Annotated in this window: 10 protein-coding genes; 3 read left to right on the top strand and 7 right to left on the bottom strand. The window is 59.0% G+C overall.

The annotated features are described in order from the left end of the window. Positions 1–289: 289 nt before the first annotated feature. Positions 290–601, bottom strand: a complete 312-nt coding sequence (locus ACA063_RS11710; RefSeq protein WP_497665986.1) for a DUF6124 family protein — start codon at positions 599–601, stop codon at positions 290–292. 430 nt (positions 602–1,031) lie between these two features. Between ACA063_RS11710 and ACA063_RS11705 the strand changes: the two genes are divergently transcribed. Next, positions 1,032–1,316, top strand: a complete 285-nt coding sequence (locus tag ACA063_RS11705; protein WP_497665985.1) for a hypothetical protein — start codon at positions 1,032–1,034, stop codon at positions 1,314–1,316. Positions 1,317–1,387: 71 nt separating this feature from the next. Here the strand turns inward: ACA063_RS11705 and ACA063_RS11700 are convergent, their stop codons facing one another. Together ACA063_RS11700 and mqo are read right to left on the bottom strand one after the other, a co-directional pair. Beyond that, complete coding sequence (locus ACA063_RS11700; RefSeq protein ID WP_497665984.1) at positions 1,388–1,702, bottom strand: hypothetical protein; 315 nt, start codon at positions 1,700–1,702, stop codon at positions 1,388–1,390. Positions 1,703–2,136: 434 nt separating this feature from the next. Then, a complete protein-coding gene (mqo, locus tag ACA063_RS11695) occupies positions 2,137–3,786 on the bottom strand; it encodes a malate dehydrogenase (quinone) (protein ID WP_497665983.1) in 1,650 nt (549 codons plus the stop codon). A 409-nt stretch (positions 3,787–4,195) separates the two neighbouring features. Between mqo and ilvD the strand changes: the two genes are divergently transcribed. Then, the gene (ilvD, locus tag ACA063_RS11690) at positions 4,196–5,878 is read left to right on the top strand and encodes a dihydroxy-acid dehydratase (RefSeq protein WP_497665982.1); all 1,683 of its coding nucleotides are present in this window, start codon (positions 4,196–4,198) and stop codon (positions 5,876–5,878) included. A gap of 52 nt (positions 5,879–5,930) precedes the next feature. Here ilvD and ACA063_RS11685 read toward each other — a convergent pair whose 3' ends face one another. The 3 genes from ACA063_RS11685 to ACA063_RS11675 are packed head-to-tail and all read right to left on the bottom strand — an operon-like array spanning position 5,931 to position 10,202. Then, the gene (locus tag ACA063_RS11685) at positions 5,931–7,358 is read right to left on the bottom strand and encodes an aldehyde dehydrogenase family protein (RefSeq protein WP_497665981.1); all 1,428 of its coding nucleotides are present in this window, start codon (positions 7,356–7,358) and stop codon (positions 5,931–5,933) included. Positions 7,359–7,367: 9 nt separating this feature from the next. Continuing rightward, positions 7,368–8,675 (bottom strand): omega-aminotransferase AptA, encoded by a 1,308-nt coding sequence (gene aptA / locus ACA063_RS11680; protein ID WP_497665980.1) that lies wholly within the window; start codon positions 8,673–8,675, stop codon positions 7,368–7,370. A gap of 27 nt (positions 8,676–8,702) precedes the next feature. Continuing rightward, a complete protein-coding gene (locus ACA063_RS11675; RefSeq protein WP_497665979.1) occupies positions 8,703–10,202 on the bottom strand; it encodes a serine hydrolase domain-containing protein in 1,500 nt (499 codons plus the stop codon). 190 nt (positions 10,203–10,392) lie between these two features. On the opposite strand from ACA063_RS11675, the gene ACA063_RS11670 reads away from it, so the two are divergent. Next, a complete protein-coding gene (locus tag ACA063_RS11670; RefSeq protein ID WP_497665978.1) occupies positions 10,393–11,271 on the top strand; it encodes a GntR family transcriptional regulator in 879 nt (292 codons plus the stop codon). 701 nt (positions 11,272–11,972) lie between these two features. Here the strand turns inward: ACA063_RS11670 and ACA063_RS11665 are convergent. Further along, complete coding sequence (locus ACA063_RS11665; RefSeq protein WP_497665977.1) at positions 11,973–13,256, bottom strand: OprD family porin; 1,284 nt, start codon at positions 13,254–13,256, stop codon at positions 11,973–11,975. Between the last annotated feature and the right edge of the window lie 114 nt (positions 13,257–13,370).

The following is a 13,370-nucleotide window of genomic DNA, read 5'->3' as shown; positions in this document are numbered from 1 at the left end:
CAGGGACGAAGTGCTGACGCAGTGAGAGGCCGAAAAAAAACCGGGCATCAAACTGCGTTGAAACTTCTAATGCGTCACCCTAATCAGGCAGATTTTTTCAAACAATAAAGCGCGGGATTACTTCAGGCACCGTTTATCAAAACAGGAAGTTTCATACTTTGATTTTTATATTTTCCGTCAGAACTTTCTTACTTGTACCCGCACCATTAAAAAACTAACGCCCACAAAAAAGCCCGCTAACCACATCGGCTTAGCGGGCTTACTCTTGCTGGCCTTCCAGGACCATCAGCTATTTCTGAGGTTCAAGTTCATCCAGCAACCGATTCACCGACAACTCTGCCAACGAAATCATCTGTTGAATACCCAATGCCAAATTGCATTTCGGCCCACTGAGAACAAAGGCCAAATCACTGGCCATGACGCTGGCTGAAGCGAGTGTTTCGCAGGCGTGGGCCAGTAACATTTCACTGTGTACATCCGGCGCGATGATAAACATCGGAGAAGCACAGCGCTTTGCCACCGCTGGTTTGCGGGATTCAAACTCGAACTCGGTTTCTGTGTGCCCATCCGTCTCCGGAGGGTTGGGGGTTTCTTTGATCATGCTGGAACTCCTATGACGTGAGTTCCTCTTCACCCGCTACCACGCAAAGTGAGGAGGCGACTGTGCACAGGGTGGTAGACCGGTCATAGGAACCCGGCAGGCCGAAGCCTCCCATGCACAGCCGCCACAAAGCAGCCAGCATAAAAAACGCCCTGAGGCGTTCTGGGTCTATGAAATAACCGGGCTACCACACCCGTCCGCTGAATTTGCAGCGGCGAGGCAAGGTTAGCGATGAGGCTTGCGAAGTGCAAGCTCCGTGGCTGGAAGCACGACTACGTTATCCCTGGGTGTCGCGTTACCTGCATGGGGGCTGATGGGATGGTAAGTGGCCTTTGATCTCGTTCAGATTCGTGGTGCTTGGTATTGCAATAGACGAAACGAGTACCACAGCTATGCTTCATTTGCTCGTTTCAGCGATTGGAGCCGCCCGATGAAACTCATATTTATCTTTCTTGCCGCAAGCATGGGTCTAGGTGGTTGTGCTATGGCATCAAAAACCTACACCTCAGACGGAAGACAGGGATTTAGTATCGACTGTTCTGGCAGCGCTTTAAGTTGGGGTAAATGTTATGAAAAAGCGGGAGAGTTGTGTGGTGCTCGCGGTTACGACGTCCTTGAAAAACCCAGTGATGAAGGTAGCACTACGGCAGGAAATCAATTTGGGCTTTATGGGGGTACTGTCATAACAAGAAACCTAGTGATTGCATGTAAATGATTTTTAGTTCACAACGCTCAACTGGCAGTCACCACAACATCCATTTTCACACGTTTCAGAGGCACTCGACGTCACCTAGCGGAAGCATCGAACTCCCGAAATGCCAATGTTTTTAGATCAATCTCGGTATATTGCCCCAGCTCGCCTCTATACAGAGAGAATCCATCCACAGTTAACTCGGATTGCAAAAAAACTATCAACCTTCTGAGGACATCCATTGCGGGTTTTTTTGTGGGATGCACCAGCGTGGCCATTCTAGCTTCATCATCGTACATCCTAACGTGAAAAAAACTCTCCTCGTCCTGAATTACATAGTTGACACCGCGGTATACATATTCAAAGTCGTCGCCAACATCATCAAAGCGGTCAGCGTTTAAAATTTTCAAATTTCAACTCGCTAATTTGGCAGGGAAACGTCGATTGTATGTCGTATTTCAGACCACCAAAAAAATTATATGAATCATAGTGTTAGCCAAAATGTTAGCGAACCGACGGCCTGAAACGGTGTAGGCACTGAATAGCCGTCGTCATTTTCGCCCAAGAATTGACTTTAGCGAAGGTTCAAGTCTTACCCGTCTCAGCGATGTTAGCCTTGGGCTCTGCCAATCGCACCACCGAATTCGAGCAGAACCCCACCCCTGTAGGAGCTGTCGAGTGCAACGAGGCTGCGATTTGTTGATCCTGTCTTTAAAAAATCAAAAGATCGCAGCCTCGTTGCACTCGACAGCTCCTACAGGTATCGGGTTAATCCGGAGCACCCACAAAAAAGCCCGCTGTCCATTACCGGTTCAGCGGGCTTCTTCACAACCGGGCTTTTAAATTACAAAGCCATATCGCTCGCAGCATTGGCCTTCGGCGCAGCCTTTTCAGCTTCAACCGGAGCAGCCGCCGGAGCTGCCATCTGATCCATCACTGGCGGAGGAGTCAGCTGCAATACCTTGGCGGTATACGCCCACTCTTCGGCAACCTTCTCAGGACTGCCGTTGAGCTGAGTGCCATAGCTCGGCACGATCTGGTGCAGCTTTTCCTGCCAGGCCGGGGTAGCGACCTTGTCCTTGAACACCTTCTGCAGCACGGTCAGCATGATCGGTGCGGCTGTCGATGCACCCGGCGAGGCGCCCAGCAGACCAGCGATGCTGCCATCCTGGGAAGCGACGATCTCGGTGCCCAGTTTCAGCACGCCACCGGCCGCTTCATCACGCTTGATGATTTGCACGCGTTGGCCGGCTTGCCACAGGCGCCAGTCTTCGGCTTTGGCGTTCGGGAAGTATTCTTTCAGGGCGTTGAGGCGGTCTTCATCCGACAGCATCAGCTGGCCGGCGAGGTACTCGACCAACGGGTATTCCTTGATGCCAACCTTGGTCATCGGCCACACGTTGTGCGTGGTCGTGGTGGTCAGCAGGTCCAGGTACGAACCTTCTTTCAGGAACTTGGTGCTGAAGGTTGCGAATGGGCCAAACAGAATCACGCGTTTGCCGTCCAGGACGCGGGTGTCCAGGTGCGGAACCGACATCGGTGGTGCGCCGACAGACGCTTTGCCGTAGGCCTTGGCCAGGTGTTGCTCGGCGATGGTCGGGTTTTCGGTCACAAGGAACGAGCCGCCGACCGGGAAGCCAGCGTATTCCTTGGCTTCAGGAATGCCGGACTTCTGCAGCAGGTGCAGGGCACCGCCGCCCGCGCCGATGAACACGAACTTGGCGTCGGTTTCGGACTTGCTGCCGTCTTTCAGGTTTTTGTAGCTGACGCGCCAGGTGCCATCGTCGTTCTTGGTGATGTCCTGCACTTCGCTGGACAGCTTCAAGTCGAATTTCGGCGTGGTCTGCAGGTGCGCAACGAACTGACGGGTGATTTCGCCGAAGTTCACGTCGGTGCCGATCGGGCTCCAGGTTGCCGCAATTTTCTGGTTCGGGTCACGCCCTTCCATCATCAGCGGGACCCACTTCCTGATCACAGCCGGGTCTTCGGAGTACTGCATGCCAGCGAACAGCGGGCTCGCTTGCAGCGCTTCGTAGCGCTTCTTCAGGAACTTGATGTTGTCATCGCCCCAGACGAAGCTCATGTGCGGTGTGGAGTTGATGAACGAACGCGGATTCTTCAGCACGCCTTGCTGAACCTGCCAGGCCCAGAATTGACGGGAGATCTGGAACGCTTCGTTGATTTCAACGGCTTTCGGGATCGAGACTTTGCCGTTCTCGTCTTCCGGGGTGTAGTTCAGCTCGGCCAGGGCAGAGTGCCCGGTACCGGCGTTGTTCCAGCCGTTGGAGCTCTCGAGGGCGACGCCGTCAAGACGCTCGATCATTTCCATCGAGGTGCCCGGTTCCAGCTCATTGAGCCAGACACCGAGGGTCGCGCTCATGATGCCGCCGCCGATCAGCAGTACATCGACTTTCTTTGCCTCTTCCGCTTGAACGGACGTGATCCCCATCGACAAAGCCAGCCCCAGCAGGGCCGTGTTCATTTTTTTAAACATCTGTAGCACCTATGATAAAACGCCATCCGCCCTGCCATCCTCAGTCTCGAGCCCCATGTTTCACGGCATTCAGGCAGGATGTCGTGGGGTGCTCGTGCATCTGGATTGGAGGGTGGGCACACAAGGCCGATTGACTGTATCGACCTCAGTTTATATGTCCCTTCTGAACTGGTTTTTTATCTTTATTGGCTTCAGCTACTTGAGCGACAGTGATTCTGTTGGCGCGTCTCGAGGACACGCAAACTGAATAGGTCAAACCAAGTTGATGCGAAGAATATCACGTCAGGGCGAACCCGCGCGTCTGTTCGCGACGTGTTAATCCTTGCGCTGACTGCCCCGGCGCCGCCAGGTCTGGGTGTGGCGGGCGACTATACTCAGCGTTTTCCGATTGAACCCATGAGGACTCGTGATGAGCGATGAAGTCGATCTGCGCAAATATTCCTCCCAGGTGGTCGACGGTGTAGAGCGCTCGCCCGGGCGCGCCATGCTGCGAGCGGTAGGTTTTACCGACGACGATTTCAAGAAGCCGCAGATCGGGATTGCCTCGACCTGGGCAATGGTCACGCCGTGCAACATGCACATCGACAAGCTGGCGCTCGAGGCCGAACGCGGCGCGAATGCCGCCGGCGCCAAGGGCGTGATTTTCAACACCATCACTATCTCCGACGGCATCGCCAATGGCACCGAAGGCATGAAGTACTCGCTTGTGTCGCGGGAGGTGATCGCTGATTCGATAGAAGTGGTGGCCGGTTGCGAAGGCTTCGACGGGCTGGTCACCGTGGGCGGCTGCGACAAGAACATGCCGGGCTGCCTGATCGGCATGGCGCGGTTGAATCGCCCGTCGATCTTCGTCTACGGCGGCACCATCCGACCTGGCGCCGGCCACACCGATATCATCTCGGTGTTCGAGGCTGTGGGCCAGCAGGCGCGCGGGGACATCAACGAGATTCAGGTCAAGCAGATCGAGGAAGTGGCCATCCCCGGCCCCGGCTCCTGTGGCGGCATGTACACGGCCAACACCATGGCCTCGGCCATCGAGGCGCTGGGCATGAGCTTGCCGGGGTCCAGTTCCCAGGACGCGGACGGCAGCGACAAGGCCTCGGACAGTTTCCGCGCCGGCCAGCAGGTCATGGAGCTGCTCAAGCTGGACCTCAAACCGCGGGACATCATGACCCGCAAGGCGTTTGAAAATGCGATCCGCGTGGTGATCGCCCTCGCCGGCTCGACCAATGCCGTGTTGCATCTGTTGGCCATGGCACATGCCGTGGAGGTCGAGCTGACGCTGGATGATTTCGTCGAGTTGGGCAAGGTCTCCCCGGTGGTGGCCGATCTGCGTCCCAGCGGCCAATACATGATGAGCGAGCTGGTGGCGATCGGCGGCATTCAACCGTTGATGAAACGCATGCTCGACGCCGGCATGTTGCACGGCGATGCGCTGACCGTCACCGGTAAGACGCTGGCGGAAAACCTGCAAAACGTGCCCGACTACCCGGCGGGCCAGGACGTGATCCTGCCGTTTGATAAGCCGGTCAAAAAGGATTCACACCTGGTGGTGCTGCGCGGCAACCTGGCCCCCACCGGCGCAGTGGCCAAGATCACCGGCAAGGAAGGCCTGCGCTTTGCAGGCACGGCGCGGGTTTACCACGGTGAGGAAGGCGCGCTGGCGGGCATTCTCAACGGCGAAGTCAAGGCTGGCGACGTGATCGTCATCCGCTATGAAGGGCCCAAGGGCGGACCGGGGATGCGCGAGATGCTCTCGCCGACTTCAGCGATCATGGGCAAGGGATTGGGCAAGGACGTTGCACTGATCACGGATGGGCGTTTTTCGGGAGGGTCGCATGGCTTCGTGGTGGGGCATGTCACCCCTGAAGCGTTCGAGGGCGGTCCGATTGCGCTGGTGGAAGACGGCGACAGGATTGTCATTGACGCCGAAACCCGCCAGATCACCGTCGATGTTTCCGACACTGAACTGGCCGAGCGCAAGACCCGCTGGGTGCGGCCGGAATCCAGGTACAAACGCGGGGTGCTGGCCAAGTATGCGAAGACCGTGTCCAGCGCCTCGGAAGGCGCCGTCACGGACAAGTACCTCTAACCTGATGTACCGCACGGACCGAACTGCTGCCTTTGCCAGCAGGTTCGGTCCCCTAGGCGTTCGGCTGATAACCGAATATCGATTTCACTTCCAGGTAGTCCTCCAACCCGTAGACGCCCCACTCGCGACCATTGCCTGATTGCTTGTAGCCGCCGAAAGGCGCGCCGTTGTCGGCTTTACTGCCATTGAGGTGGACCATTCCGGTGCGCAAGCGCCGAGCGACTGACCGCGCGCGATCCAGCGTACCCGCAGTGACATAACCCGAAAGCCCATAAGGGCTGTCGTTGGCGATGGCCACCGCTTCGTCTTCGCTGTCATACGGGATGATCACCAGCACTGGCCCGAAGACTTCCTCCCGGGCGATCGGCATGTCGGCAGTGACATCGGCGAATACCGTCGGCTTGACGTAATAGCCTTGCAACACGCCGTCGGGGCGGCCAACACCGCCACACACGGCGTGCGCCCCTTGTTGCAGGGCGGCGTCGATCAAGGCCTGGACCCGCTTGAACTGCGCCTGATTGGCCAGCGGCCCGATGGCCGTGGACGGATGGCTGTCATCGAAACAGACCTCGGCGGCGACGTGCCTGGCAATCTCGATGGCCTGCTGCTGCAGCGCGCGCGGAATCAACAATCGGGTCGGCGCATTACAGGATTGCCCACTGTTGCGAAAACAACTGCTGACCCCATGGCGAACGGCCAAATCAATGTCCGCATCGGCCAGAATCAGGTTGGCCGACTTGCCCCCCAGCTCCTGGGAGACCCGCTTGACCGTATCCGCCGCAGCCTTGGCCACGGCAATGCCCGCGCCCGTGGACCCGGTGAACGATACCATGTCGATGTCAGGGTGCCGGGCGATGCCGTCACCCACGGTCGGGCCGTCGCCGTTGACCAGATTGAACACGCCTTTGGGCACGCCGGCCTGATGAAGGATATCGGCCAGCAACATGGCCGAGAGCGGGGCCTTTTCACTGGGCTTGAGCACCAAAGTGCAGCCAGCCGCCAGCGCAGGTGCCAGCTTGCAGGTCAGTTGGTTAAGCGGCCAGTTCCACGGCGTGATCAGGCCACACACGCCGATCGGCTCGCGGCTGATCAGGGTGGTGCCATGGGGTCGGTCGAAGTCATACGTGCGCAGGACCTCGAAGGCCCGGCGCAGATGCCCCAGACCCGCCGGGACATGGGCGCTGCGCGCCAGTGACAGCGGCGCGCCCATCTCCTTGTGCACGCACTCGGCCAACGCCTCGCTGTGTTTTCCATAACCCTCGATGATTGCCGCCAACAGCTCCAGCCGCTGCTCACGGGACCATTGCGCATAGCCCGCGAAGGCCTGTCTGGCGGCGGCCACGGCGCGGTCCAGATCAGCGCGCGAACCCAGGCTGATAACGCCGACGGACCGCTCGGTCGAGGGGTCGATCACCTCCAGGGTCGCGGCGCCTTCAGGTTTGACCCACTCGCCGTCGATGTAGAAATCCAGGTAGTTCATCGTTGCTCCTCAGGCGGTTTGATCGAGGGCGCTGCGCAAGGTGTCGAAGATCAGGGCAATCTGCTCTTCGGTGACGATCAGCGGCGGTGACAACACGATATTTTCGCCCGAGGCACGAACGAGCAGACCCGCATCGAAACAGCGCTGGGCCACCTCGGCAGCGCGCGCGCCCGGTGCCTGGTCACGCGGCTTGAGTTCTACCGCGCAGAGCATGCCGATGGCGCGAACGTCCAGCACCAGGCCCTGCTCACGCAAGGCGAGCGCGGTGTTCTGCCAGGTCGGCGCAATGCGTTGTACATGAGCGTTGATGCCCAGTTCCTCATGCACCGCCAAGGTCGCCAGACCCGCCGCACACGCCAGCGGGTGCGCAGAATAGGTATAACCGTGCATCAGCTCGATGGCCTGCTCGGGACCGTTCATGAACGCGTTGTACACCGCACCGCTCACCAGCACGCCGCCCATCGGCACCGCGCCATTGGTCAAGCCCTTCGCCAGGGTCATCAAGTCCGGCGTCACACCAAAGACCTGTGCACCGAAGTTGTCGCCCAGTCGACCGAAACCGGTAATCACCTCGTCGAAAATCAGCAGCACACCATGGCGGTCGCAAATTTCGCGCAGCTTTTGCAGGTACCCGACTGGCGGCGCGTAGACACCGCCAGACCCCGTGACCGGTTCGACAATCACTGCCGCCACCGTGGCCGGGTCATGGATCTCCAGCAGCTGCAGCAGGGCGTCCGCGTAGTGCGCGCCTTGCTCAGGCTGTCCGGCACTGAATCGAAGGCTGGCGTCGTAAGGCAGCGGCAGGTGTGCGACATCACCCAGCAACGGCCCGAAGTCGCGCTTCTGACGCCCTATCCCGGAAACCGACAGACCACCAAAGCCCATGCCGTGATACCCCTTGGCGCGGCCGATCAACTTGGTCCGGCGACAGTCGCCGCGAGCCTGATGGTACGCACGGGCAATCTTCAGCGCGGTGTCCACCGCCTCGGAACCGGAGTTGGTGAAGAACACCTTATCGAGGCCCTCCGGCGCTTTCGCGACTAATTGATCGGCCATTTCCAGCGCCGCCGGGTGACTCATCTTGAACGAGGAAACAAAGTCCAGACGCCCCGCCGCTTCACGAATCGCTTCCACAATACGCGCCTGTCCGTGACCGGCGTTGACACACCAGAGCCCGGCCATGGCGTCCAGCACCCGGCGGCCGTCCGTCGTGGTGTAGTGCATGCCCTCGGCGCTGTCGAACAGCATCGGTTGGCGGTTGAATTGACGCATGGGCGTAAAGGGCGCCCACAGCGCCGAAGTCGAGGTGTAGTTCACAGGTTTGCTCCTTGAATCGTAGGCAATTCAGATCCGGGTACCGGTCAATGTCGGGCGCTGCATCGATCCGGCATTGGTGTTGACGCCGCGATCGAACAGCAGGCGGCCCTCTTCCAGGCGGCAGCTGACGTGATCGCCAAAAGCGGTTTCGACAAACCGCCAGTCCATGCGCAATTCGCCCGCGTCAGTCCAGCGAGCGTGAGCGATGACCGGGGTCTGTTCCGGTTGATATTGGTGGTGCAGATAATTGCCGGTGAGGCTGGTGACGGACTCGACCGGCTGCTGCAAACCGACGCGCAGGCGGTGGGTGCCACGGTGGTCGACCAGACTGAAATCGCAGTAATCATCATGAAAATCGAAGGCCAGTTCGCGAACCCCGTCCTCGTTGGGCTCAATGCTAAAACGACCTTGCAGTGCGGCGGCGTGCGGCGATTCGCTCACACCCTGCAGCGTGGGCAGACGCAGGCCATCGATCAGCGCGTCGAGTTGGGCCTGGCTGGCCTGGGGATCCGTTGCCTCACGTCCCAACCCCGGAAACAGCCGTTCCCAGATGGCCGCGTGCAAACGCCGCTCGCCCAGGCGCAGGCCGCAAGTGAATGCGATGACGGTGTCCTGTTCGGGCAACACGATGCAGTACTGACCGAAAACGCCCGAAGCGTAGTAACCGCCATGCGGGGTCATCCACCATTGATAGCCATAGCCTTCACGCTTGGCTTCATTGGCAGCATCCTTGTTGCGGGGCAGGTACTGCTTGCCGTCGAATTCGCCCATCCAGACATCATCGACCTGATTGCGTGTGGCCTTGGCGATCCATTCCGGCGACAGCAGCTGGCGCCCTTCCCACAGCCCCTTGTTCAGGTGCAGAACACCAAACTTCAGCGAGTCTTCAGTGGTACAGCTCAGGCCGTTACCGCCGGAGTTGAACCCACCGGGAGCGAGGTCCCATTCGAGCTTGTCCAGGCCCAGTCGATCCAGCACCCGTTCCTGCAACAGCGCGTGCATGGTTTGCCCGGTCACGCGGGTGACAATGGCCGACAACATGAAGCTCGAGGCGCTGCTGTAGATGAACGATTTGCCAGGCGGTTCATCCACCGGCTCTTGCAAAAAAGCCTCGACCCAGCTGGTTTGCAGGTGGCGCCAGGCACCACCGGAAATGCCCCGTTGGTGCCCGGTGCGCATGGTCAGCAGGTCTTCCACGGTCATGGCGGCGAGATTCGCGCTGACCTCGACCGGGCACAATCCAGGGAAGAAACTGACTACCTTGTCCTCGAGCTTCAGGCGGCCATCGTCGACCAGCAGGCCGACGGCAGTGGCGCTCCAGCTCTTGGTCGCTGAATGCTGCACGTGCATGCGCCGGGCCGAGTACGGCTGCCAGAACGCCTCTGCCACCACCGCACCTTGGCGGTAGAGCATAAAGCTGTGCACTTCGAGGTCGGCGCGGGTGATCGCTGATAGAAAGTCCACGATGGCGCCGGCGTCGACGCCCCGTTCATGAGGCAAGGCCCTGGGCAGGGGTACATAGGTCATAAAAAAGCGTCCTCAAAATTGCCGCTCATGTACCGGCAATGTTTTTATATTCGAAATAATACAGTTAAAGATTTATTGATCGCTGCATAAATGTATTTGTGCTGCCTATAATTCCGCCTAAGGCCGCATCGAAGCTGTTTGCAGTTTTCGGGTATCCTTCCCTCCCCTGTCACAGGAACGACCACGCGCCATGTCTCAACTCACCTCGCTGCAGACCAAAGTCGCCGGCCAGATTCTTTCCGCCATTCAGTCGGGCGACCTGCAACCCGGTACCCATCTCAAGGAAGTCGAACTGACGCAGCGCCTGGGCGTGTCCCGCTCGCCGATTCGCAGCGCGTTGTCGTACCTGGCCGAACAGCAACTGATCGAACCGTTGCCCCAACAGGGCTTTCGCGTGCCGTTGCAAACCGCTACGGGTCTTGCGCAGCAGGTCAGTGAGCTGCACAACGAGGAGGACGAGCTTTACACCCGACTGATCGATGACCGCCTGAACCAGGTCCTGCCCGACCAGATCTCCGAAAGTGATCTGCTGCGGCGCTATGGCGTGGGCAAAAGCGTGTTGCGTCGCTGCTTGCTGCGCCTGTCCGATGAGGGCGTGATGCAGCGCCGACACGGGCATGGCTGGTTGTTCCTGCCGACGTTGAGCAGCCCGCAGACCCGCTTCGAGAGTTATCGTTTTCGCATGCTGCTTGAGCCTTCCGGCTTGCTCGAACCGACCTTCAAGATCAACCCGGAACAGTTCCGGCGCTGCCGCGAACGCCAGCTCGAGTTGCTTGAAGGACAGGTCGACGGACAGCGTTTTTTTGAAAGCAACGCCGAGTTTCATGAGCTGTTGGCGGCAGCGTCCGGCAATACCTACATCCTGCAGGCGATCCAGCAACAGAACCGGTTGCGGCGTCTGACCGAGTTTCATTCGGCGAGCAACGTCGAACGGGTCAAGGTCTCGTGCCGCGAGCACCTGGCGATCCTCGATGCCCTGGAGCAAGGGGATAACGAATGGGCGTCCACCCTGCTGCACCGACATCTGGAAGTGGCCAGCAAGATGGGTGTTGCGCGCAACAAGGCTTAACGCACGCGAACCCGAGTGGGAGCAGCGGTGCGACAGGTCGACTTGCTCGCGAAGCTGTTGCTGTTGCTTTGGCTTTTGCTCTTGATCTACCTGCCCCATTCCAGCAGGCCGAACGCAGGCGTTGCGCAGGGGGCAGCTCGGCAAGGATGCCGAGCTAGCCGCGCACGGCCATGGATGGCCGATCGCGGCGTGCCCCCGGAGCAATGCCGGAGTGAGGGAACACCGAGCCCCAGCGAGGGGCCGTATGGTGGGGCAAGACCTTTTGGTTACTTTGGGCTGGGCCGGCATTCCGGCGTTTGCCAAAAGTGACTCGCTGTAAGAGCGAAACCATAGGAGGCCGTTACCGCAGAAACGGATATGTACACCAGCTAAAAATTTGTCAGCTGCCAGGCCGCTATCGCGAGCAGGCTCGCTCCTACAGTTTAAATGCGGAACATCCTTGAGAGATGCGGCGGCTGCCAGGCCGCCATCGCGAGCAAGCTCGCTCCTACAGTTTGAATGCGAAACATCTTTGAGAGATGCGGCGGCTGCCAGACCGCCATCGCTGGCAAGCCAGCTCCCACAGTTTGAATGCGGAACATCTTTGAGGGATGCAGCGGCTGCCAGGCCGCCATCGCGAGCAAGCCAGCTCCCACAGTTGATCGGAGTGTGCCCGACAAACCGTGGCTGCCTATCAACCCGCCATAGCAACAGCGCACTCATTACCAGAGCGCCACGGTGTAACCGACGATCAGCCGGTTTTCATTCATGTCACGCAGGTAATTGGCCTTGCTCAACCCATTGCGCCACCGCAAAGAAACCCCTTTGAGCGCCCCGGACTGGAACACGTAACCCAGGTCGATATCGCGCTCCCACTCACGCCCCTCCCCCGCAAAGCCCAACACCTGGGCCTGATCGCCCTTGGCCCAACGCGTCGAAAACGTCAGCCCCGGAACACCCAAAGCCGCAAAATCAAAGTCGTAACGCGCATGCCAGACCCGCTCATTGGTCTGCGAGAAGTTACTCAGCTGATACTCGGAAAAGAGATAGGTATTAGTGCCATCCACATAGGTGAACGGCGTATCACCGAACTGTTCCTGATAACCGCCGCCCAGGCTGTGTCCTTTGTAGCTATAGGCCACCCGCGTACTCAGCGCGCGGTTATCGACCTTGCCTGCCAGGCCCGCACCCGCCTTGTCCGCATCGAAGTAACGGATATCGGTTTTCAACGTGCCGCCGCCCAGCGCAAAGCTGTTCTTCAACCCCACGTAATGCTGCTGGTAGATGTCTTCCAGTTGAGCGAAGTGATACGTCAGCGTCAGGTTCGGATTGACCTTGTAATCCCCCCCCATGAAGCGGAACTGATCACTTTTCGCCGAGCTCTTGTAAGCGCCGCTTTGACTGGTCAGCCCCATGTCTTGGTAATCGGTCGATTCGCGCTGCTTCGTCCGGTCAATCTGGCCACCGTTCAGGTTCAGGCCGGTGATGTCGGCGGATGTCACCTGAGTTCCGCGAAATGTCTGCGGGAACAATCGGCTGGTGTTGGGCTGCAAGGTCGGCAGGTCCGGCAGCAAGTAACCGCTGCGCAGTTCGCTCTTGGCAAAGCGCATCTTCCCGGTCACACCCAGCTTGGAGTATTCATCGTGGGCGCGTTTAACGTAGCTCGGTTGACCGGGCTCTGGCTCGTTGTCTCGCGACAGCAGGCCGGAACCGGAGCGGTCGGGGCTGGAGTCGAGTTTAACGCCAAGCATGCCGACCGCGTCGACCCCAAAGCCGACGGTGCCTTCGGTGAAACCCGACTTCAGATTGAGGATGAACCCCTGGGCCCACTCCTCGCGTTTCGATTGCCCGGCGTCTTCACGGTAGTCGCGATTGAAGTAGTAATTTTTCAGGTCCAGATCAGCCTTGCTCTCCTTGATGAAATCGGCCTGGGCCGGCACACACATGAGGCCGCCCCCCATCAGGCCCACGCTCTTCAAAATCAGGTTGAAGTTGTTGTTATTCATTGTCTTGGCTCCTGGCAGTCGTGATTGTCGAGTCGGTCTTATTGTTTTTTCAGGCATGACTTCGCCCATCGCGCCAGTGTCGAGGCTGGCGCGCGGGGTGCAGTCAGGGTGTTA

This window comes from Pseudomonas sp. LBUM1643 (assembly GCF_059716215.1).
The sequence above is the reverse complement of the archived record's forward strand: the minus strand, read 5'-3'. Positions and strand labels throughout refer to the sequence as shown.